Source organism: Nocardia sp. NBC_01329 (genome assembly GCF_035956715.1).
Taxonomy (GTDB): domain Bacteria; phylum Actinomycetota; class Actinomycetes; order Mycobacteriales; family Mycobacteriaceae; genus Nocardia.
In genome coordinates this window covers 1,562,165-1,585,773 of sequence record NZ_CP108381.1, presented here as the reverse complement: position 1 = coordinate 1,585,773, position 23,609 = coordinate 1,562,165, and the positions used below count along the sequence as shown (strand labels likewise).

The following is a 23,609-nucleotide window of genomic DNA, read 5'->3' as shown; positions in this document are numbered from 1 at the left end:
CGGTGCTCACGACATTATCTCCTCGGGTACGTCACTGGCTTCCGGCTCGGTGTCCGGCAGCGCCGGGGAGCCGGTGATGGACAGGAAGACATCGTCGAGGCTGGGCCGGTGCACCCGGGCGTCGACGACATTCACATCTGCGTCGTCGAGCCGGCGCAGCGCTTGGACCATGGTTCGGGAACCGCCGGCGACCACTACCGACACCTCGTCGACACTCGCCTCGTGCGCGGGTTCACCGATACCGATTTCGGCGAGGACCCGCAGGGCCGGCGCCGGATCCTGTCCGGGGCTCAGGGTGACGGTGAGACGGTCCCCGCCGATCGAGGATTTGAGTTCGTCCGCGGAACCGCGAGCGATCACCCGGCCTTTGTCGATCACCGTGATCTGATCGGCCAGCCGATCGGCTTCCTCGAGATACTGAGTGGTCAGCAGGACCGTGGTGCCGTCGCTGACGAGTTCGCCGATAACCCGCCACATATCGTTGCGGGCCCGGGGATCCAGTCCGGTGGTCGGCTCGTCGAGAACCACCACGGGCGGGCGGGCGACCAGGGCACCGGCCAGATCGAGGCGCCGGGTCATCCCGCCGGAGTAGGTTCCGGCGCGGCGATCCGCCGCGTCCTCGAGCCCGAATTCGCCCAGTAGTTCCCGGGCCCGGGCGATGGCGCGTTCGCGCGACATCCCGTAGAGCCGCGCGACCATGCGCAGGTTCTCGTAACCGGTGAGGTTGGCGTCCACCGCCGCGTACTGACCGGACAATCCGATGAGCTTGCGCGCCCCGGCCGGATCGTGCAGCACATCGATATCGGCGACCCGGACCGACCCGGCGTTCGGCCGTAGCAGGGTGGTGACGATCCGGACCGCGGTGGTCTTACCCGCGCCGTTGGGGCCGAGTAGCCCCATCACCGTGCCTTCGGGGATTTCGAGATCGAAGTCGTCCAAAACGCAGACCCGGCCGTAGTTCTTCACCAGACCGGTGATCTGCACTGCGGGCTTCACTGAGCGTTCTCCTTCGTTTCGACATCGGGCTGTGATCGTTCGTCCGTCGCGGGGCCCCGATCACCGAGATGCTTCCGGAGCACGGGTCCGATCACGGCCAGCGATTCCGCGGTCGTCATCTCCGCGTGGGTGCAGGCGATATCGTGCGGGTGCACCGAACCGGTGACGAAGCCCCGCCAGGCCCCTGGTTCGCGGTCGGCTGCGGCGAGGTTCACCGGATCGGTCGCGGCGGCGAAGAACAGCAGGTCACCGTGGAACACCCCCGGACTGAACCCGTTGGCCTGGACGGTGCCGTCGGCGTAACCGGCGTACAGCCGTTCCAGGTGGTCCAGGGTGAGCGCCGCGAACGGTCCCGGACGTGACCGCAGCAGTTCGGCGGCCTCGGCCAGGGTCGGTTCGGTCCCGTCGGCGAGGAGATCGCCGCCGAATTCGCCCAGGATCTCGGCGACGGTGGGTACGGCGTCGGCGGCCAGTTCGTCGGAGAGCCGGTAACTGTCCAGCATGCTGAGCAGCGCGACCTCCTCCCCGGCCGCCTGCAATCGGACCGCGATCTCGTGCGCGATCAGACCGCCCAGCGACCAGCCGAGGAGCTGGTAGGGGCCGTGCGGCTGCACGGTCTTGATGTGGGCGATGTAATGCTCGGCCGCCTCGCCGATCGAACCGAATCCGGGTTTTCCGCTCGCCTGCGGCGCCTGCAGGCCGTAGACCGGCTGATCGGCGGGAAGTTCGGCCAGCAATCCGGCATAGCACCAGGCCAGGCCGATGGCGGGATGCACACAGAACAACGGCGGCCGGCCGGTGCCGGTATCCGGGCGCAACGGCAGCAGTGGGGCGAGGGCCATCGCCATCGCGTCGGCGGCGGTACCGTCGCCCAGCCGTGCGGCCAGTGCCGCCGGGGTGGATTCGCCGAACAGCAGCTGCATCGGCAGTTCGTATCCGGCCTCGCGGGCCCGGGCGACAACCTTCGTGGCGAGCAGCGAATTACCGCCCAGTTCGAAAAATCCGTCCCCGGCACCCACGCGTTCGACCCCGAGCACATCGGCGAAGACCTGACACAGCGCGGCTTCCACTGGGGTGGCGGGTGCCCGGTAGCCCTCGGCGGTGGTGAACACCGGATCGGGCAGGGCGGCCCGGTCGAGTTTGCCGACCGGGGTCAGCGGCAGCCGGTCGATCAGCATGATCGACTGCGGAACCATGTAATTGGGTACCAGTTCGGACACATGCGCGGTCAGCTCGGCCGCGGTGGTGTCCGATCCCGCCTTCACATACGACACGAGTGCGGTGGCCCCCGCGGCGGTGCGATGCCCCGCGGTATAGGAGAACTCGACCGCCGGATGCCGGCTCAGCGCCGCGTCGATCTCACCCAGTTCGATCCGGAATCCGCGAATCTTCACCTGATGGTCGGTCCGGCCGACGTATTCGATATCGCCGGGACCGCCGTGCTCGCCGGTGCGGATACGCACCAGATCGCCGGTGCGGTACATCCGCTCCCCCGGCTTCCCGTACGGGTTGGCCACGAACCGCTGGGCGGTGAGGCCCGGCCGGTCGTGGTACCCGCGGGCGAGTGCGCCACCGGCCAGATACAACTCGCCGGTGACGCCGAGCGGGGCCGGGCGCAGCCGGGCGTCGAGCACCATGGCCGCGACACCGCGGATCGGTTCACCGATCGGGATCGGTCCACCGGGTACCAGCGGCGGTGACATCACAGTGACGATGGTGGTTTCGGTGGGCCCGTAGACGTTGTGCAGGTTACGCCCCGGCGCCCAGCGCGCGACGACCTCGGCCGGCAGTGCCTCGCCGCCGACCAGGACGTGCCGGAAATCGGTGATGCCCTCCGGATCGACGGTGGCGAGCGCGGCCGTGGTGATGAAGGCGTGCGTGATCCGTTCCGCGATGAGCACCCGAGCCAGTTCCGCTCCACCGACCACTCCGTGCGGGGTGAGTACCAGGGTGGCCGCACCACCGAGCGCGAAGAGCAGGTCCAGCATGGCGGCGTCGAAACTGGGGGTCGCGAAATGCAGGATCCGGCTTCCCGGCCGGACATCGAAGCGGTGCGCGGTCTCCGCGGCGAAGTTGGACAGCCCGCGATGAGTGACCACCACGCCCTTGGGTGTTCCGGTGGAACCGGAGGTGTAGATCACGTAGGCCGGGTTGTCCATCCGCAGCGGGGCGATCCGCTCCGCGTCGGTGATCGGCGCGCTGGATGCCCGCAAGACCTGTTCGCGGATCTCGGAATCGTCGAGCGCCAGCCAGCGGACCTCCTCCGGCAACCGGTCACGGTATTCGGCCAGGGTGAGGCCAAGGGCCGCACCGGAATCGGAGAGCATATGGGTGATCCGGGCGGCAGGGTAGCCGGGATCCACCGGGACGAAGGCGGCGCCTGTCTTGGTAACCGCCAATACCGTGGCCACCGATTCGACGGTCCGCGGAATACCCAGTGCCACCAGTGTTTCCGGTCCCACACCGTAGCCCACGAGCACTCGGGCCAGTCGATTGCTCCAGCGATCGAGCGCGTCGTAGGTGATCTCCACCCCGGCCCCCGCCAGCGCCACGGCCTGCCGGTCGGTGCGCACCGCCGCGGCGAACACCTCGGCCAGCGTGCACGGCTGGTCGGGATCGGCGCGGCGCAGCGGCGCCAGAGCCGACCACTCCTCGGGTTCCAGCAGTTCCAGGTCACCGACGACCACCGCCGGGTCGGCGGCGATGGCGGCGAGCAACCGGACCAGGCGACGGTTGAGCCTGGCCGCGGTCGGTTCGTCGAAAAGGTCCCCGCTGTAGTTCACGGCCACGCTGATGCCGTCCGGCGAACGATCGGCGGTCCGGGATTCGGTGAGAGTGAACTGGAGATCGAACTTCGCGATACCCGCGTCGATATCCACCGCCTCGATACTCAGCCCCGGCAGCTCCAGGGCTCGCACCGGTTCGTCACGCACCGACAGCATCACCTGGAACAGTGGGTGGTGGGCCTGGGAACGCGCCGGATTGAGCACCTCGACCAGCCGTTCGAACGGCAGGTCCGCGTGCCCGAACGCGTCGAGATCGGTATCGCGCACGGTATCGAGCAGTTCGGTGAAGCGATCGTCGTGCGCCACCGGGGTCCGCAGGACCAGCGTGTTGACGAACATACCGATCATCCGGTCGAGTTCGGGGCGGCCGCGTCCGGCGACCGGGGTCCCGACGGCGATATCGCCGACTCCGGTCATCCGGTGCAACAGCACCGCCAGCGCGGCGTGCAGCACCATGAACAGGCTCACATTGTGGCGCGCGGCCAGATCACGCAGTTCCCGGTGCACCCGGGCGTCGACCCACTGTTGCACGGTGCCGCCGCGATAGGACGGCACCGGCGGGCGCGGTCGGTCGGCGGGAACCGCGAGCAGTTCGGGCAGTCCCTCCAGCCGGGTGCGCCAGTAATCGAGCTGGCGGCGGATAGGCGAGGCCGGATCGGCCTCGTCACCGAGCAGTTCCTGCTGCCACAGCGTGTAGTCGACGTACTGGAGCTGCTCGGTATCGGCCTGCGGATCGCCACCGAGCCGGATCGCCCGATAGGCCGCCGCCACATCGGCCGCGAGCGGTTCCAGCGACCAGCCGTCCATCGCGATGTGGTGGACCACGAGCACCAGGACGTGCTCATCCGGTGCCACCACGAACAGTGCTGCGCGCAAGGGTATTTCGGCGGACAGATCGAAGCCTGGGGCGATGAACCGTTCTATCGCGGCGCCGTGACCCGCGTCGTCGGCCACCGGTGTCTGCAGCGGCAGAGCGGCTTCGGCGGGTTCGAGTACCACCTGGGCCGGCTCCCCGTCGATCTCGGGGAACACCGTGCGCAGCGTTTCGTGCTGTTCCTGTAGCAGGTGCAGCGCGCGACGCAGGGCCGGATGATCGAGCGGGCCGCGCAGCCGCAGCACAACCGGGATGTTGTAGGCACCACCGTCCGAGCCGCCGAAGTGGTTGAGGAACCACAACCGTCGCTGCGCAGCCGACAGTGGAATCCGCTCGGGCCGTTCCCGGCGGACCAGGGCGGCCCCGGTACCGGCGGTTTCGCCGTCGAGGCGGGCCGCGAGTTCGGCAACCGTCGGTGCGGCGAACACCGCACGCACCGGCAGCCGGACCCCGGTGGCCGCGTCGAGGCGCCCCACCAGCTGAGTGGCCAGCAGCGAGTTGCCGCCGATATCGAAGAAACTCTCGTCCGCGTCGGTGATCGTGGTTCCGATCAATTCACCCATGACGGCGGCGACCCGGTGTTCGGTATCCGAACCGAGTGCGCGGCCGGAGGTGGCCGGCGACAGCGGCTCGGGCTCGGGCAGGGCCGCGATATCCAATTTGCCGACCGGGGTCAGCGGGATCTCGTCGAGCAGGGTGAACGCGGCCGGGACCATATGCCGGGGCAGACGCTGATTCAGATGATCCCGCAGTTCCTCGGGTTCGGGCCGCTGTGCGGGATCGGCCGGGTGCACATAGGCGACCAGCCGGTCCGAATCGCCGAGTCGGCGCACTTCCACATGAGCGAAGTGCACGGCCGGATGCGCGGTGAGCGCACCGGCGATCTCACCGAGCTCGATCCGGAAACCGCGCATCTTCACCTGGTTGTCGCTGCGACCCAGATAGCGCAGACCGCCTTCACGGGTCCAACGAACGACATCACCGGTGCGGTAGAGCCGGGCACCGGACGGTCCGTAGGGGTCGGCGATGAACCGGGCAGCGGTGAGCCCGAACCGTTCGTGATAGCCGCGGGCCAGCCCGGGGCCGGCCAGATAGAGCTCGCCCGGCACTCCCGTGGGTACGGGCCGCAGGCGTTCGTCGAGGACCAGGGCGCGGGTCCCGCGGATCAGTCCGCCGAGTTCGGCGGGACGGTCCACGGCCACCGGTGTCATCGAGACGACGACGGTGGTCTCGGTGGGCCCGTAGGCGTTGAACATGCGGCGACCGGGTGCCCAGCGCGCCACCAGCTCCGGCCCGAGATGTTCGCCGCCCACCATCAGACCCCGCAGCGCGGGCAACGGCCAGCGCTCGTTGTCGATGGTGGCGAGCGCGGCCGGAGTGATGAAGGTGTGCGTCACCTCGGCACGGGTCATGAGCTCGGCCAGCTCGTCGCCGCCGTAGACCTCCGGCGGCACGATCACCATGGCGGCACCGGCGCCGATCGCGAGCAGCAGGTCCAGGACCGCCGCGTCGAAACTCGGCGAGGAGAAGTGCAGGGTCCGAGCGCCGGGGTTCACCGCGAGCCGATCCCGGAACTCGTCGGCGAGGTCGGCGAGCGATCCGTGGGTCGCCGTGACGCCCTTGGGTTTTCCGGTGGACCCGGAGGTGTAGATGAGATAGGCCGGATCGCCGACCCGGACGGGGCGTACGCGGTCCCGGTCGGTCACCGGGCCCGCTGTCTCGCCGCCGATCTCGCTGCGACCGGCCGGGGAATCCAGCAGCAACCAGTCGATCTCGGCGCCGCCCGCCGCGCGCAACCGTTCGGCGTGACCGGTCCGGGTGATACCGATCGAACAACCCGAGTCGGCGAGCATATGGGCGACCCGTTCGGCCGGATAGTTCGGGTCCACCGGTACGAACGCGGCACCGGATTTGGTGATGGCGAGCACCGCCGTCACCGAATCCGCCGACCGGGTGAGCCCCAGCGCGACTTTGTCACCGGTGCCGAGCCCACGCCGGATCAATGCCCGCGCCAAACGGTTGGCGCGACGGTCGAGTTCGGCGTAGGTGAGCACTGTCTCGTCTTCGTACAGCGCCGGACGCGGGCCGTGGGCCAGCACGGTGGCACCGAACAGGGCGCTCAGGGTACGCGGGATCCCGGGGACGGGGCCGCGGGCCGGGCACAGTGTGTCGCGTTCGGTATCGGTGCGAGTGTCGATATCGCCGACCGGCGCAGTGGGCCGCGCGGCGATCGCGGTGAGTACCCGGAGGAAACGGTCCGCCAGGGTTTCTACCGTCGCCGCGTCGAACAGTTCGTCGGCGTAGACGAATTCGAGCTCACCGTCGGCGAGATCGCCGGCCCGCAGCTCCAGGTCGAATTTGGCGCGCGCGATATCGAGCGCGGCCGCGTCCACCGAGAGCCCGGGGAGTTCCAGCGTGGGCACCGGCGTGTCCTGCACGGTGAGCGCGACCTGGAACAGCGGGTGGCGACCGGTGGCGCGGGGGTCGTGGCCGAGAGCGCCCACGACCTGCTCGAAGGGGATATCGGCGTGCGCGAGCGCGGCCAGTTCGGTATCCCGGTCGGCGCGCAGCAGATCGGTGAACGGACGAGCCGGGTCGACTTGTGAGCGCAGTACGAGCGTGTTGACGAACATCCCGACCAGCTCGTCGAGCCGGCGATCGGTGCGGCCGGCGACCGGAGTACCGATGGCGATATCGCGGCCACCGGTGACCGAGCGCAAGAGCGCCGCGAGTGCCGAGCGCAGCAGCATGAACGAGCTCACGCCCTGTGCCCGCGCGACCTCGGCGAGTGCGCCGCGCACCGACTCCGGAATCGCGCGGCGCACCGATGCGGCCGTGTGTTCGGGTTCGGCCGGGCGGGGCCGGTCGTAGGGCAGCGGCAGTTCGTCGGGCAGACCCGCGAGCTGCTCGCGCCAGTAGCCGAGCTGACGCGCGGCCAGGCTGTCCGGATCGCCGGCGTCACCGAGGTGCTCACGCTGCCAGAGCCCGAAATCGGCGTACTGCACCGACAGCGGCGACCACTGCGGTCGGTCACCGGCTCGCCGGGACTGATAGGCCAGGGCCAGGTCGCGGGTCAGCGGGGCCAACGACCAGCCGTCGGCGGCGATGTGGTGCACCACCACGCCGAGCCGATACCGGTCGGCACCGATACGCAACAGTGTCGCGCGCAACGGTGTTGCCGCCGTGAGATCGAAACCGGTGGTGGCCGATTCCCGGAGCGCCGTCTCGGCCCCGGCCGGATCGGTCTCGCGTAGTTCCAGCGCGGGTAGCGCCCATGCGGCCGGGAGAATCCGCTGCTGGGCGCCGTCACCGTCGTCTGGGAAGACGGTGCGCAGCACTTCGTGCCGGTCGACGATATCGCCGAGCGCCGCCCGCAGCGCCGGGACATCCAGCTCGCCTTCGATATCGAGAACGAAAGCGATGTTGTACGCACTGGATTCGGGTGCGAACCGGTTCAGGAACCACAGCCGCTGCTGCGGCAGTGACAGCGACAACCGCTCGGGTCGCGGATCGTAGGCCGCCAGCGGGATTCGGGTGGTGGCCGGAGTCCGCAGGAGCTGTTCGGTCATCGCCGCGACGGTCGGCGCCTCGAACACCGTGCGCACCGGCAGGTCCACCCCGAACCGTTCGTAGAGGGCAGACACCAGCCGGGTGGCGAGCAGCGAGTTGCCGCCCAGATCGAAGAATCCGTCCTCGGCGCCGGTGACGTCGGAACCCAGCACTTCGGAGAAGACCTCGGCGACTCGGCGTTCGGCCTCGGTGGCGGGCGCCCGGGAGGTGGCGATCGCGCTCAGGAACACCGGTTCGGGCAGCGCCTTGCGGTCGAGCTTGCCCGAAGGCGCTTTCGGGAACTCCGGCAGCACGGTGACGGCGTCGGGGACCATATAGCCGGGCAACTGCCCACGTACGGCCGCCCGGACCTCGGCGGGGTCCAGCCCGGCGTCGGCGACGATATAGGCGGCCAGCCGCTGCCGGGCGTGTGCGTCGGTGTGGACGACGGTCAGCGCGGAGCGCACCCCGGGATGACCGCGCAACACATGGTCGATCTCGGACAATTCGATGCGGAAGCCCCGCAGCTTCACCTGATCGTCGGCGCGGCCGAGGAACCGGAGCCGGCCGGACCGGTCGGCCACCACCAGATCGCCGGTGCGGTACATCCGCTCGCCGCGCCGACCGTACGGATTGGGGACGAAACGTGCCGCGGTCAGGACGTGCCGGCCCAGATAGCCGCGTGCCACGCCGAGCCCGGAGACGTACAACTCACCCGGAGTGCCGGGCGGGACCGGACGCAACCGGGAATCCAGCAGGAACAACCGCATACCGCGCACCGGATGGCCGAGTGGAACCGGCCGGCCGGGGCGCATGGGTCCGGATATGGTCGCGGCCACCGTCGCCTCGGACGGACCGTACATATTGTGCATGCGGTACCGGTCGCCCCAGGTCGCCACGAGTTCGGGACTGCAGGCCTCACCACCCACCATGACGGTGTGCAGATCCTCGAGTCCCGACGGATCGACCGTGGCGAGCGCGGCGGGGGTGACGAAGGCGTGGGTGATGCCCTCGGTGCGCAGCAGGTCCGCGAGTTCGTTACCGCCGTAGATATCCGGCGCCGCGACCACCACGGTCGCACCACAGGCGAAGCCGAGCAGCAGTTCGAGAACCGATGCGTCGAAGCTGGGCGAGGAGAAGTGCAGGGTCCGCGAATTCGGGGTCACGCCGAACAGGTAGCACTGTTCGGCGGCGAACGAGGCCAGCCCGGCGTGGGTGACGACCACGGCTTTCGGGGTGCCGGTGGAACCGGAGGTGTAGATGAGGTACGCCGGATGCGTGGTGCGCAGCGGTGTGATCCGATCGGCGTCCGTGACAGGTGCCGAAGAAACCCCGGCACAATATTTTTCGAATTCGGGCGAACCGAGAATCAACCACGATTCGACGGCGCCGGGCACCTCGGCCAGCGCGGGGGCCTGATCCGGACCGGTGACCGCGAGCCGGGCGCCGGAATCGGTGAGCATATGGGCGATCCGCTCCGGCGGATAACCCGGGTCGACCGGCACATAGGCGGCGCCGGTCTTGGCGACCGCCCAGACCGCGGTCAGCGCGTCCAGACCGCGTGGTAACGCCAGCGCGACCACGGTCTCGGGCCCGGCGCCCCGCGCGATCAGCGACCGCGCGATCCGGTTGGCGCGTTCGTCCAGCTCCCGGTACGTGGTATCGCTGCCCCGATAGCGAACGGCGACCCCGTCGGGATCGCGGCCCGCGGACCGGCCGAACAGGTCGGCCAGCAGGGCCGGCGGTTCGGCGGGGCCACCGGCCAGTGGGACGAGATTGCCGCGCTCCCGCCGCTCGAGTACCTCGATATCGCCGACGGGCCGCCGCGGATCGCCCACCGCCGCATCCAGGACCGCGACGAACCGGCGGGCGATCGCGCCGATGGTCCGCTCGTCGAACACATCGGTCGCGTAACCGATCTCGGCGCGCAGTTCGCCGCCGGAGTTGTCGTCGTGCACTTCGAGTTGGAGATCGAATTTCGCGACGGCGCCGTCGAGCGGGAGGATCTCGGTGCGCACCCCGGGCAGTGCCAGTTCGAGTTCGCCGGCGTTGTCGTAGGACAGCATCACCTGGAAGAGCGGATGACGCGCCCCGGAGCGTTCCGGGTTCACCACCTCGACCAGCCGCTCGAACGGCACATCGGCATTGGCGAAGGCGTTGAGATCGGTTTCCCGGACGATATCGAGCATCCGGTCGAAATCGGCACCGGGATCGACCTCGGTGCGCAACACCAGGGTGTTGACGAACATCCCGACCAATTCGTCGAGCGCCGGATCGGTACGGCCCGCGATGGGGGTGCCGATCACGATATCGGTGCTGCCGCAGATCCGGGACAGCAGTGTGGCCAGCGCCGCGTGCACCACCATGAACATGCTCGCGCCCCGCGCGGCGGCCAGTTCCGCTGCCGCGCGCCGGGTCCCGGCCGGGATGGTGAATTCGACCCGGCCGCCCTCGGTGGAGCGACGAGCGGGCCGCGGCCGGTCCAGTGGGAGGTCGAGTTGATCGGGCAGGCCGGCGAGCTCGGCCCGCCAGTGATTCACCTGCCGACTGAGGGCGCTCGCCGGATCGGTTTCCTCACCCAGCAATTCCCGCTGCCACAACGCGAAATCCGCGTACTGCACCGGCAGTGGGGTCCACTGCGGTGCGCGCCCGGTCGCCCGCGCCTCGACCGCGGAGGTCAGATCCCGGACCAGCGGCGCGACCGACCAGCCGTCGCCACAGATGTGGTGGAGTACCAGAACGAGTACATGGCAGTCGTTGTCGGTGGCGTACAGGGCCACCCGGACCGGGAACTCGCTGCGCAGATCGAACGGGCGGGAGACGAATTCGGTGGCCAGGCCGGCGATCTCGGCACCGGCCGTTTCGATCACCTCGAGCGCCCGGCCGAACGCGGTGGCCGGATGGATCCGCTGGTACGGCCCTTCACCGGTGTCGGGGAAGGTGGTGCGCAGGCTTTCGTGCCGTTCCAGTACATCCAGCAGACCGGCCTCCAGCGCCTCGATATCGAGGATGCCGTCGAGCTGGACCGCGAGCGGCATGTTGTAGGCGGCGGCGTGCTCGGCGAAACGGTTCAGGATCCACAGGCGCTGCTGGGCCGGCGACAACGGGATACGGTCGGGCCTGGTCATCGGGACCAGCTGCGGCGAGGCGGGGTCCAGTTCGTGGTCCGAGAACCGGTCGGTCAGGGCGGCGATGGTGGTGGCCTCGAACAGGTCGCGGATGGTCAGCGCGGTGCCGAGCGCGGTATTGATCCGCGCGACCGCGCGAGCGGCCACCAGCGAGTTTCCGCCCAGTTCGAAGAACCCATCGTCGATACCGACCTCCGGGACGCCCAGAAGGTCGGCGAATATCGTCGCCAGCGCGGCTTCCACCTCGTTGCGCGGTGCCGTCCGGGCGCGCCGGTCGGTGGGGCCGGGGGCGGGAAGCGCGGCCCGGTCGATCTTGCCGTTGCTGTTGAGCGGCAGCTCGTCCAGCACGGTCACTGTGGCGGGCACCATATACCCGGGCAGCGAGCGGGCCAGGCTCGCCCGGATCACCTCGGTGTCGAGATCGGCGTCACCGCGAACCACCACATAGGCGGCCAGCTGGTCGCCGGCGGGGGCACGGTGGGCCACGCAGATGGCGCGCGCGATCCGGGTATCGGCCAGCAGGGCGGATTCGATCTCGCCGAGTTCGATCCGCAGACCGCGAATCTTGACCTGGAAATCGGTGCGTCCCAGATACTCCAGGACCCCCCGGGAGCTATCGGCGGTGCCGAGCTGCCAGCGCGCCAGGTCACCGGTGCGGTACATCCGGGTGCCGGGGGCGAACGGATCCGCGACGAACCGTTCGGCGGTCAACGGCGCCTGCCCGAGATAACCCCGGGCCAGTTGCACACCGGACAGGTACAGCTCACCCACCGCTCCCGGTGCGACCGGGCGCAGCGCCGCGTCGAGAACGTAGGTGCGGGTGTTCCATACCGGGGACCCGATCGGGACCACGTCGGGTTCGGGCGGGCAATGCCAGTAGGTGACGTCCACCGCAGCCTCGGTGGGTCCGTACAGATTGTGCAGTTGCGTACCCGGTAGGGCGGTGTGGAAATCGCGCACGGTCGCCGGGGGCAGCGCCTCCCCGCTGCAGAACACTCGCCGCAGCGATACGCACTCGCCGGCCTCGGTGTCGGTGACGAATACCGACAGCATCGAGGGTACGAAATGCGCCGTGGTGACCTGTTTCTCGCGGATCACGCGGGCCAGATAGGCCGGATCGCGGTGCCCGTCCGGGCGCGCCACGATCAGCCGGGCGCCGGTCTGTAACGGCCAGAAGAACTCCCATACCGAGACGTCGAAGGTCGCCGGGGTCTTCTGCAGTACGGCGTCGGTGTGGTCGAGCGGATATTCGTGCTGCATCCAGCGGAGCCGGTTCACGATGGCCGCGTGGGTGACACCGACCCCCTTCGGGGCGCCGGTGGAGCCGGAGGTGAACAGCAGATAGGCGAGATGCTCGACGCGCAGGGCCGTGGTCCGGTCGGCATCGGTGACCGGCGCCGGATCGAGCCCGCGGAGATCGACGGTGTCCACCGGGACGAGATCGGCATTACCGGGTAGTTCGAGGCCGTCCTGTTCGGCCACCAGGAGCACGACCGGACGGGACCTGGCCACGATCTGCTCCAGTCGCTGGACCGGATGCTCCGGATCCAGCGGTAGATAGGCGGCCCCGGTCTTGATCACGGCGTACATGGCAATCACCAGTTCGGTGCTGCGCCGTAGGCACAGCCCGACCACGCGTTCAGGTCCGGCCCCCGCCCCGATCAGCAGCCGGGCCAATCGGTTCGCCCGGGCGTCGAGTTCGCGATAGGTCAGCGATGCGCCCTCGAACTCCAGGGCCACGGCATCCGGACTCCGGCGGACTCGTGCGTCGAAAATATCTGCCAGAGTGCCGGATTCGACGGTGGCGGCCGTATCGTTCCAGGTGTGCAGCACCTGCCGTTGTTCGGAGTCGGTGAGGACGGGCAGTTCCCGGACGGCGGTGTCCATCTCGGTGGTGAGGAAGCGATCCAGGAACCCGAGGAACCTGCGGTGGTGGGTCTCGACTTCGTCGTCGCTGTAGAGGAGCGGGTTGGCCTCGAAATCGAGATGGACCCGGCCGCCGTCGCCGTTGTACAGATTGACCGACAGGTCCTCGACCGGGCCGGTGGCCAGGACGTGCACTGTCACATCGCATTCGGCGAAACGCAACGGCTTGCTGAACAGCATGATGTTGATCATCGGACCGAAGAACCCGCGGGTGTCCCGGTCATAGCCGCAGTCCCGGCGGATATCGTCGTGCCGATAGCGCTGGTGCCGTAGCGCGCCCGTGATCTGGCGTTCCACCACCCGGACGACGTCCTCGATCGTGGTATCGGGTTCGAAGCGGATCCGCAGCGGCACCACATTCGATACCACCCCGGCGGAGCGGCGCAGCGAAACCGTGGTGCGCGCCGACACCGGGAGGCTCAGCACCACATCGTTCTCACCCGTCATCGACCGGACGTAGCAGGCCGTGGCCGCGGCGAACAGGGTCGGGTCGGAGGCGTTGCGCTCGGCGGCCGCGGCCGCGACGGCCGCCTCCGTGGTCTCGCTGAGAACCGTGGTGGCCAGCCGGCGGCCCGCGTCCGCGGTGGCCGGTGGATTGGCGACCGTGGACAGGCTGACGACCTGCCCTGCGCCGTCGAGGATTTCGCTCCAGTAGGCGCGGTCGTTGTCGAACCGCTGCGAGTGCCGGTATTCGTTCTCCCCCGCGTACAACTCGGCCAGCGGTGTGGCCCGCGAAACCGACGGTTCCCGGGACTCGTAGTAGGCGGTATAGATCTCCGCGGTCCGGACCAGGGCGTTCATCGCCGCATATCCGTCGATGACGATGTGGTGGGCGCGGGAGTACCAGATGTAGTCGCGCTCGCCGGTGCGCAGTACGGCGTTGAAGATGAGAGGGTCGTGGTCGAAATCGATCGGAGTGCGAGCATCCTGCTTCATCCATGCCAGGGCCGCGGCGTGCGGGTCCGGTTCGGATCGCAGATCCAGTCGCGCCCAGCCGGGTCGCGCCGTCGGGTCGATCACCTGGTGGGGTACTCCGTCGACCTGCACGATGCGCTGCAGCCCGACCTCGGTCTCCACCCCGAAACGCTCGATCGCGTACAGCAGCAGACCCGGATCCAGATCACCGTGGAACTTCACGTACTCGACGACGACGAGGGGAATCTCCGGCTGGATCCGCTGGGCGTACCACATCGCCGTCTGAGCGGGTGTGAGCGGAAACGGTTCGGCCGAAATTTCTTCCGGCGAACTGCTATCGACCCCGGTGGCCGACGATCTCATCAATCACTCCGTTCTACAGCTCGACACTCCCCGAACAGCCCGCAACCGGCCTGTACCGGCCGTGGGGTGTGATTCACGACTGGTTATTCGGAGCATGAGGGTGAATGGATTGCAGTCGAAACCGAATGGTTACCTGGAGGCCGGAACAGCCATCGGACCACAGTGTCCAATTCCGGCACGCTGGTGACGCCGAGACGCGGAAGATCGCTTCACTTCTTACCCGGCAGGGCCGGGCGCTGCCTAGATACTACGCACAAAGGGCCAGCATTTTTACCCCTCGCTACCAAAAAATAAACGCGGTGCAAAACGGAAGAACCACAGGCAGCCACGCGTCATCGCGGACCCGCCGCCGACGACGAGAAAGCGGTTCGGCGCTCAGCCGAGCACGGGCATCGCGGCGGCCTGCGCCCGGCGGCGGGCGGCTCTCCGCTCGACGATCGAGATCAGCACACCGGCCACCGTCACGAGCACGGCGACCCACTCCGGCCACACCCCCAGCACAGTCGCCGGGGTGTGCGAATCACGTAGCGGCACCTCGGCGACCAGTGCCTCGGGCACGAACAACGCGCTCTCCTGCCGCACCGATCCGTCCGCGGCGATGATCGCGCTGACCCCCGAGGTGGCGGCCACGACCAGCGAACGCCCGTGTTCGACAGCCCGCACCCTGGACATCGCAAGTTGCTGGTAAGTCATTTCACTATCGCCGAAAGTCGCATTGTTCGTCGGCACTGCGAGCAATTGTGCACCCGAGTGCAGCGAATCTCGAAAAGCACGATCGAAAGCGACCTCGTAACAGGTTGCCACCCCGATTTCCGTACCTGCGGCCCGAATTGTCCCGTCCCCGTGACCAGGTACGAAGTATCCTGCCCTGTCCGCATAGTCCGAAAAGAGACGAAAGAATCCGCGCATCGGCAGGTATTCCCCGAAAGGTTGTACTATTTTTTTGTCGTGGCGGTCCTCCGGACCGCTTTCCGCGGTCCAGACCATTACCGAATTGGTGGTGGTTCCATCCCCGTTGACCAGCACAGCACCCACCAGGATCGGTGCCGAGATCCGGCGGGCCGCCGCCGAGATCAGCGCGGCCGCGTCGGGATTGCGCAACGGGTCGATATCGGACGAATTCTCGGGCCAGATGACCACATCCGGGGCCGGAAACAGACCGGTTGCCACCTCGTCGGCCAGTTGTTCGGTCCGGCGGACATGATTGTCGAGTACGGCCCGGCGCTGTGCATTGAAATCCAGTCCCAGCCGCGGCACGCTGCCCTGGATCGCGGCCACCGTGATGGTCCGGTCACCGTCCATCGGGCCGGGCAGCGTCGCACGGAGTCCGAACCCGGCCCCGGCGAGCAGTACACAGGTCGCCGCGGCTGCCGCCGCCGTTACCCGGGCGCCGTGCCACGCAGCGTCGTTGCGCACCGCCGCTCCCCCGAGCAGACCGGTCTCGCGAAGCAATCCCAGCACCACCGCCGCCCCGCAGGTACCGCTGAGCGCAACAGCGAAACTCACCAGCGGCGCACCGCCGTAAGCGGCCAGCGACAGGAACCACCCGTCGGCCTGCCCGAAAGCCAGCCTTCCCCAGGGAAACCCACCGAACGGGAAACTCGACCGCCCCCATTCGGCGGCCGACCAGGCCAGAGCCAACCACAGCGGCCATCCGGGCAGGCGTCCGAGTAGCCGGCCGAGGACACCGAACAAGCCCAGATACACCGCGCACGCGGTGGACAGCGCAAGCCACGGCAGCGGACCCACGTAGATGCCGGTCCATGGCAGAAGCGGTAGGAAAAAGCCGAGTCCCGCGAGGAAGCCGTAACCGAAACCGGACCGCAACCCGCTCCCGCTGCGTACCACCAGTGTCAGCAGCGCGATTCCGGCGGGCGCGAGGAACCACCACGGCCGCGGCGGGAAACTGCCGAACAGCAGGACACCCGCGAGCACCGCGGCCACCGACCGCACCAGCGTCGGGTGGCGGGTGAGCCCGCCGATCCACCGAATGGCCGAACTATCACCCTGTTCCACTGCTGCGTCCTGTTCCGCTCGGGCCGAGATCACGCGTTGTAGATGGTGGCGCCGTCGTGCACGGTGCGCAGGCAGCGCGGCAGTTCGGCGTCCGGGGCCAGCGACGGCAGGCCGGGCACCCGCGACCGCGGGTCGGTGGACCACCGCTGGACCGAATCGGCGGACGCGGCGACCACCAGCTCACCGGCGTCCCATACCGCGTACGACGCGGGCGCTCCGGGTACCAGGGTGCCCGCGACCCCGTCCCGCACGCCGCCGGCCCGCCAGGCACCGCGGGTGGCACCGGCAAAGGCCGCCCGTGGGGACAGACCGTGCCCGGGGGTTCGGTGATGAACGGCCGCGCGAACCGCCGTCCACGGGTCGAGAGCCGTCACCGGGGCGTCCGAGCCGATGGCCAGCGAGATCCCGGCGGCGGCCATAGCGGAGAACGGGTTCAAGGCGGCGGCGCGGGTGGCGCCGAGGCGTTCGGCATACATACCCTCCGTGCCGCCCCAGGTGAGATCGAACGCGGGCTGCACACTCGCGATCACCCCCCAGGAGGCGAGGGCCTCGATATGCGCCGTGTCGAGCAGTTCCGCGTGTTCCACCCGATGGCCGCGAGCGGCGACGGCCGGACCGCCGAGTTCGGCGACGACCTGCCCGAACCCGGCTACGACCGCTTCGAGCGCGCCGTCACCGATCGCGTGGAAACCCGCCTGCACGCCGGCCTCGGTGCAGGCCCGCACATGCGCCGCGATATCCGCGGCATCGAGATAGGAGATACCGGTCCCGGGCCGGTCGGTGTAGGAATCGCGCAACCAGGCGGTATGCGAGCCGATCGACCCGTCGACGAACAGGTCACCGGCGAGGCCGTGCGCGCCGAGTCCGGACAGCAGCGTGCGCGCTTCGTCCGCGGTGCGGACCGCCTGCCCCCAGTAGGCCCGCACCTGCACGCCGTGTTCGAAGGCGAGCAGCTCGCGCAGATCGGCGTCTCCTTCTATATCGGGGCCCGCGCATTCGTGCACCACCGCTACCCCGTGCGCGGCCGCGGCGTCCAGTGCGGTCCGCCGCGCCGCGTCCCGTTGTTCTCGGGTGAGCTGGGCCCGGGCCGCCGCGCGCACGAGATGATGAGCCTCGGCGCGGACCGGCTCGTCGGCCGCGAAGCCGGCTGCCGAACTCAGTCCGGGGACCGCGTCCAGCAACGCCGACGACGCCACCGCCGAATGCGCGTCCACCCGCGCCAGATAGACCGCCTGACCGGGCCGGGCGGCGGCATCCACTTCGGCGACCGTCGGCGGGCGGCCTTCCGGCCAGCGGGTCTCGTCCCAGCCGTCGGCCAGGATCGCGCCGCCGGGATGGCGGGTGGCGTACTCGGCGACCAGTTCCAGGCAGTGGGTGAGCGAATGGGCCGCGGACAGATCGAGACCCGAGAGTTGCAGGCCGAGCGCCGTGGTGTGCAGATGGGGTTCCACGAAGGCGGGGGTCACGAAAGCGCCGTCGAGGTCGACGACCTCGGCTTCCGGATGCAGTGCGCGGCCCACATGGTCGGCGCCGAGCCATACGACGACCCCGTCGTTCACCGCCATGGCGGTGGCATCGGGCGCACTCGAACTGTAGATCCGGCCTCCGACCAGCAGCTGCGTACTCACGAGGAACCAGTCTGCCGCACCGCCGTGCACGTTGCGCGGCCCGGTCCCGCCGTCGTGCGCCCGGAGCCCGGCCATCGCGGCGCGAGATCACCCGCTCGGGGACGGCGAATTACGCTGGATTTCATGAACAACACGCTGGGTGCGGTCGGCGCGGCCGACTATGTCCTGCTCACCACCTTTCGCAAGGACGGCACCCCGGTGCCGACCCCGCTGTGGGCGGTGGCCGCGGACGACAAGCTGTATGTGTGGACCGTCACCGACAGCTGGAAAGTGAAGCGGTTGCGGCGCAACTCGAAGGTGACGCTGCAGCCGTGTGATTACAAGGGCACACCGCGCGGGGAGGTCGTCCACGGGACCGGTCGAGTCCTCGACGCCGACGACAGTGCTCGCGTACGCCGTCTGATCCGCCGCAAGTACTGGCTGACCGGCCCGCTGGTGGTGCTGGGCAGCACGCTGCGCCGCGGGAAAACCGGCACTGTCGGAATCGAACTCACCCTCCACGACGAAACGGCCACCCCGCAATAGCAGCGACCAGCCGAGCCGACGCTGCCCGCAGGGGAACGCGACGACTCGGACACGACGGGTCATTCGGCTCGTGGCTGCAACCAATCTTCGAGATCGTCCGCCGCCCCGAGTTCAGCGGCCAGTTCCGCCCGCTCGGCCTCCGTCAGCGCGAGCGCCACCAGGTCCGCTCGGCGCTCGGCGGCTTTCTTCGGGTTTTCGCGTGCGACGGCCAGTTCGGCCAGTGCCGCGAATGCCCGGGCCCGGTCCAGCGGGCCGGCTTCGGCACCGTGCCGACGCAGCCCGGATTCGAGCGCCCGTTCGGCAGCCTTGTCGTCGTTCTTGGAATCGCGCAGAATCCGGGCGATGTCGAGCACACGGGCAAGGCCGGTCAGTTGCGCTGATCCGCCGTACTCGAGGTGCTCCGGTTCAGTCTGTTCGATATAGATCAACCGATTGCCGTCCGGATCGATGAGGCTGAAGCGGGTCTGCCCGGAACGGAAGCGGGTGATCCGCCCGGGCCCCTGTGCGGGGATCTTCCCGAATCGCTCCCGTATTGCCGCGCTGAATCCGCGATGACGGTCCGCGACGTCTTCGACCATGATCAGGCATCGCGTCTGTTCCGGCGGCCCGTCCCCGGCAGGCGCGGCGGTGAAGTGGAGTTCGCAGTCGTGGGCCGTGACGGCGCCGTATACATAAGGCCTCGTCTGTTCGTGGGTGATCGTGTATCCGAGCACCCCGTAGAAATCGAGCGTGCGAGCCAGGTCGTGGGTGGGCAGCACCGGTACCGCGGTATCTCCCATGAGACCCCTTCCAATAGTCAATTTTGACTACCTGAGACTAAATCGGACTTCGTTCGGAAGTCAAATTTGAGTACCGTACTGTTCCGGTAGCGGAAGGAGCGACGATGGCGGCGGTGCGGTTGCTGGTTCTCGGGGTGACACGGCGGCAGCAGCCGACCCACGGTTACGCGGTGCGGCGCGAACTACTGTCCTGGCGCGCCGACACCTGGACCAATGTGCAGCCCGGTTCCATCTATCACGCCGTCAAACAGCTCACTCAGGAAGGAAAATTGCGCACGCTGGGCACCGAGGACGGCGGCCGCGGACCGGGCCGGACCCTGTTCGAACTGACCGACGCCGGCGAGGCGGAGTTCTTGGAACGGATGGACGAGGCGCTGACCAGCGTGGACATGGAGGAACTCGGCGCCGGAATCGCATTCATGGACACGTTGCCGCGCGCCCATGTGATCGCGAAACTGCGCGAACAACGCGACAACAGCCGCGCTATCCGTGACGATCTGGTGGCCATGGCCGACGACTACCCCGGGCGCTACGAACCCCCGCACGCCATCGATCTGCTGGAACTGTGGAGCGGCGTCTTCGACAATCTCACCGGCTGGACAGCCGGGGTACTCGCCCGATTGGAACGGGGCGAATACCGCATGGCCGACGATTCATAGCCCAGCCGCCGTTCGCCCGTGGCCCGGGCTATACCGGATCGCCCTGGTCCCGTTTTTCCAGTAGCGGCGGACGCAGCTCCAGAGCGGTGCCGGATTTCGGCCGTTCGTCGGCGTACCACTCGCTCACCACGACACCGTCGACGATATCGGCGTCGATCACCGTCGGCCGGTACTGCGCCGCGGCGGTGATCTTCGCGACCCGTCGCGCGGCCATGGCGGCCAGAACCGGGCGGAACAGGGCGCGGGTCGGCGGAAGCAGCATCAGCAGGCCCACCACCGAGGTGACCAGGCCGGGCACGAACATCAGCAAGCTGCCCAACCCCACCAGCGCGCCGTCGGCGACTGCGGCACCGGGGGTGATCTCGCCGCGAGAGGCACGGCGGAACTGTTCGGCCACCCGTCGCCATTGGGATCCGAGCAACAGCATGCCGGCAGCGGAGCTGACGATCAGCAGCAGAATCGCGGGAACCGCGCCGAGCCAGGTGACGGCGGCGGTGAAGGCGGCGATCTCGACGACGAGATAGACGAGGAAACCGAGGACGGGCATGAGCGAACCTTTCGGTCGGACTACCCCGGACAACGAACGAGATGTCCGATTTTCTCCCGAGTTCTTGTGAGCCCGATCCCGAACCCGACGGCCCCGGACTCTCAGATCTCGGCCCCTCGGTTCCCGGACTCTCAGCCGCCCGGCCGCACCAGCCCGGTTTCGTAGGCCAGGACGACCGCCTGCACCCGATCGCGCAGGCCCAGCTTCGTCAGAACTCGCCCGACATGTGTCTTCACGGTCGCTTCGGACAGGAACAGCTCGCCGGCGATCTCGGCGTTCGACCGTCCGGCGGCGATCTGTTCGAGCACCTCACGTTCCCGGGCGGTCAGCACCTCCAGCATCGCCGGGTCGCGCGACGGTACGGACTCTTCGGCGATCAGCCGGTCGAGCAGGCGCTTGGTGACCTTGGGCGATACGACCGCGTCCCCGGCCGCGACACTGCGGATGGCCGAGATCAGGTCCTCGGGCGGGGTGTCCTTGAGCAGGAATCCGCTCGCACCGGCACGCAGCGCGCCGAGAGCATGTTCGTCGAGATCGAAGGTCGTCATCACCAGGACCCGGGTACCGCGAACGGCCTCGAGGATACGGCCGGTAGCGGTGACCCCGTCCACGACCGGCATCCGGACATCCATCAGCACCACATCGGGGGTCAGCTCGGCGGCACGCGCCACCGCGATGGCACCGTTCTCCGCCTCACCGACCACTTCGATATCGGGGTGGGCGCCGAGCACCATTTTCAGTCCTACGCGCATCAGTTCTTGGTCGTCCACAACGAGCACGGTGATCGGCACGGAATCCAATGTAGCGGCGGGCACCGCCTATTCCCGATCCGGTGCGGACAGCGGAATCCGGGCGTATACCCGCCAGGCGCCGTCGGGCCGGCGTCCGGCCTCGAGGCTGCCGCCCAGTACCGCCATCCGTTCGCGCATACCGGCCAGACCCAGGCCGCTGCCCTCGATCCGGTCCTCGGGCCGCACCGGGACCCCGCCGGAGTCGGTGACCTCGACTTCGATGTGGTCGGCGTGACGTCGCACCCGCACCCACGCCTTGGGATGGGCACCGGCGTGCCGCAGAGTGTTGGTCAGCGCCTCCTGCACGATGCGGTGCATGCCCAGACTGGTCTCGGGCGCCACGCCGTCGAGCTCACCGGCGAGTTCCAGTTCGACTGCCAGACCGGCGTCGCGCATCAGCTGGACGACCGCCGCGAGCCCGGCGGTGCCGTGCTGCGGGACCTCGTCGGGGGCATGTTCGGTGCGCAGCAGGGCGACAGTGCGGCGTAGTTCGCGCAGGGCCTCGCGGCCGGTTCCGGCGATGGTGACCAGCGCCTGCTCGGTGGTGTCCGGATCGGTGCGCAGGGCGAATCGGGCACCGTCGGCCTGGACGATCATCACGCTGACCGCGTGCGCGACCACATCGTGCAGTTCGCGGGCGATGCGGGTGCGCTCGGCCGAGACCGCGTCGTGTGCGCGGCGTTCCCGGTCGGAATCGGCAACGGCCAGCCGAGCCGCCACCTCGGCGTCGTAGGCGCGGCGGGCGCCGGTGAACTCGCCGAGCGCCCAGCACAGCGCGAAGAATATGGATACGAACGCCGCGTCGCCAACCTTGAAACCGCTCACCAGCGCCATGCCGTAGGCGGTATCGGCGACCAGCGCCACTGCGTACCAGAGACCCGCACGCCTGCCGGCATAGGCCACCAGGGTGTAGAGCATGATCCCGTGGCCGAGCAGCGCGCCGTGCACTGTGGGATCGCCCACGATATAGCCGATCGTGGTCGCGCAGAACGAGAGCGCCATGAACGTCACCGCCATGGCGCGCGGGTAGATCCGGCGCAGGGCGATCGGCAGCGGGATGAGCACGGAGAACACCAGGAACGCGACCGGGCTCGTGCTGTCGCGGGCCACCGCGAGGTCGAACAACAGCAGTAAGGCCGCGAGTACGGAATCGGCGAAGACGGGGTTGTCTCGGAGCCACAAGCTGAACCGGCGCACCCGCCCAGCCTAGGAGGGCGACGTGAGCGGGCGACCGGAACCCGCAAACCGTCTGGTTTGCTGGACGGGTGGATGTGACCGACTGGCTGATGCTGCTGCCGGCCGCGGCTGCCGCCGGCTGGGTGGATGCCGTGGTGGGCGGCGGCGGACTGATCGTGTTGCCGACACTGCTCCTGGTGGCGCCCGGCCTCGCCCCGCAGACCGCGCTGGGCACCAACAAACTGTCGGCGGTCGCGGGGACGGCCGCCGCGGCGGTCACCTTCGCCCGGAGGGTCCCGATCCAGTGGCGGCTGCTGCTACCCGCCGCGGTGCTGGCGGCGTGCACCGCTGCGGCGGGCGCGGCGGCGGTATCGCTCATCGACCGGGAGCTGTTCATCCCGATCGTGCTGGCAGTGCTGATCGGTGTGGCGATCTTCGTGACGGCTCGGCCGTCGATCGGGATCACCTTGGCCACCCATCCCCCGTCGCGGCGCAAGGTCGTCCTGGTGGTGGCGCTGGCCGCCGGTCTCATCGGCGCCTACGACGGGCTGCTCGGGCCCGGTACCGGGACATTTCTCATCATCACCTTCGCCACCCTGCTCGGCACGGAGTTCGTGCGGGCGGCTGCGATGGCGAAGGTGATCAACTGCGGCTCGAACATCGGGGCGCTGATCTTCTTCGGTTCTACCGGTCATGTGCTGTGGGCGCTGGGTGCGGCGATGGCACTGGCCAATATCGCGGGCGCGGTGGTGGGTTCGCGGATGGCCCTGGATCGGGGCGCGGAGTTCGTCCGGGTGGTGTTACTGGTGGTCGTGGTGGCCATGGTGATCCGGTTGGGCTGGCAGCAGTTCGGCTGACCGGGGCGCACCGCCCGGGATCCGCTGCGGCGGACTAAGTTGTGCAGGGTGACGGCGACAACCTCCACCGAATCGGGCGGCCTACCGTCCGGGC

The 23,609-nt window shown here is 68.9% G+C and carries 11 protein-coding genes; 3 read left to right on the top strand and 8 right to left on the bottom strand.

The annotated features are described in order from the left end of the window. Nucleotides 1-6 precede the first annotated feature (6 nt). From OG405_RS07320 to OG405_RS07305, 4 genes are all read right to left on the bottom strand, one after another. Complete coding sequence (locus OG405_RS07320; RefSeq protein ID WP_327150858.1) at nt 7-996, bottom strand: ATP-binding cassette domain-containing protein; 990 nt, start codon at nt 994-996, stop codon at nt 7-9. Further along, a complete protein-coding gene (locus tag OG405_RS07315) occupies nt 993-14,537 on the bottom strand; it encodes a non-ribosomal peptide synthetase (RefSeq protein ID WP_327150857.1) in 13,545 nt (4,514 codons plus the stop codon). The genes OG405_RS07320 and OG405_RS07315 overlap by 4 nt, the downstream gene beginning before the upstream one ends. 375 nt (nt 14,538-14,912) lie before the next feature. Next, a complete protein-coding gene (gene lnt / locus OG405_RS07310) occupies nt 14,913-16,553 on the bottom strand; it encodes an apolipoprotein N-acyltransferase (protein ID WP_442790673.1) in 1,641 nt (546 codons plus the stop codon). Nucleotides 16,554-16,582: 29 nt separating this feature from the next. Continuing rightward, nucleotides 16,583-18,181 (bottom strand): amidohydrolase, encoded by a 1,599-nt coding sequence (locus tag OG405_RS07305; protein ID WP_327150856.1) that lies wholly within the window; start codon nt 18,179-18,181, stop codon nt 16,583-16,585. Nucleotides 18,182-18,304: 123 nt separating this feature from the next. On the opposite strand from OG405_RS07305, the gene OG405_RS07300 reads away from it, so the two are divergent. Further along, nucleotides 18,305-18,706, top strand: a complete 402-nt coding sequence (locus OG405_RS07300) for a PPOX class F420-dependent oxidoreductase (RefSeq protein WP_327150855.1) — start codon at nt 18,305-18,307, stop codon at nt 18,704-18,706. A 59-nt stretch (nt 18,707-18,765) separates the two neighbouring features. Here the strand turns inward: OG405_RS07300 and OG405_RS07295 are convergent, their stop codons facing one another. Continuing rightward, nucleotides 18,766-19,485 (bottom strand): glyoxalase, encoded by a 720-nt coding sequence (locus tag OG405_RS07295; RefSeq protein ID WP_327150854.1) that lies wholly within the window; start codon nt 19,483-19,485, stop codon nt 18,766-18,768. 104 nt (nt 19,486-19,589) lie between these two features. On the opposite strand from OG405_RS07295, the gene OG405_RS07290 reads away from it, so the two are divergent. After that, complete coding sequence (locus OG405_RS07290) at nt 19,590-20,144, top strand: PadR family transcriptional regulator (RefSeq protein ID WP_327150853.1); 555 nt, start codon at nt 19,590-19,592, stop codon at nt 20,142-20,144. Between the two features lie 28 nt (nt 20,145-20,172). On the opposite strand, the gene OG405_RS07285 is transcribed toward OG405_RS07290, so the two are convergent. The 3 genes from OG405_RS07285 to OG405_RS07275 form a co-directional block, all read right to left on the bottom strand. Next, nucleotides 20,173-20,691, bottom strand: coding sequence for an FxsA family protein (locus OG405_RS07285; RefSeq protein WP_327150852.1), 519 nt, complete (start codon nt 20,689-20,691; stop codon nt 20,173-20,175). Nucleotides 20,692-20,822: 131 nt separating this feature from the next. Further along, nucleotides 20,823-21,482, bottom strand: coding sequence for a response regulator transcription factor (locus OG405_RS07280; protein ID WP_327150851.1), 660 nt, complete (start codon nt 21,480-21,482; stop codon nt 20,823-20,825). Between the two features lie 27 nt (nt 21,483-21,509). Beyond that, complete coding sequence (locus tag OG405_RS07275; protein WP_327150850.1) at nt 21,510-22,679, bottom strand: sensor histidine kinase; 1,170 nt, start codon at nt 22,677-22,679, stop codon at nt 21,510-21,512. A 68-nt stretch (nt 22,680-22,747) separates the two neighbouring features. On the opposite strand from OG405_RS07275, the gene OG405_RS07270 reads away from it, so the two are divergent. Then, nucleotides 22,748-23,515 carry a TSUP family transporter gene (locus OG405_RS07270; protein ID WP_327150849.1) on the top strand — a complete coding sequence of 256 codons (768 nt, stop codon included), beginning with the start codon at nt 22,748-22,750 and terminating at the stop codon, nt 23,513-23,515. Nucleotides 23,516-23,609: the final 94 nt, after the last annotated feature.

Coding starts and splice junctions, on each gene's coding strand:
- OG405_RS07315 (WP_327150857.1), bottom strand. CDS start 14,537: ATGAGATCGTCGGCCACCGGGGTCGATAGCAGTTCGCCGGAAGAAATT.
- OG405_RS07300 (WP_327150855.1), top strand. CDS start 18,305: ATGAACAACACGCTGGGTGCGGTCGGCGCGGCCGACTATGTCCTGCTC.
- OG405_RS07295 (WP_327150854.1), bottom strand. CDS start 19,485: ATGGGAGATACCGCGGTACCGGTGCTGCCCACCCACGACCTGGCTCGC.
- OG405_RS07290 (WP_327150853.1), top strand. CDS start 19,590: ATGGCGGCGGTGCGGTTGCTGGTTCTCGGGGTGACACGGCGGCAGCAG.
- OG405_RS07285 (WP_327150852.1), bottom strand. CDS start 20,691: ATGCCCGTCCTCGGTTTCCTCGTCTATCTCGTCGTCGAGATCGCCGCC.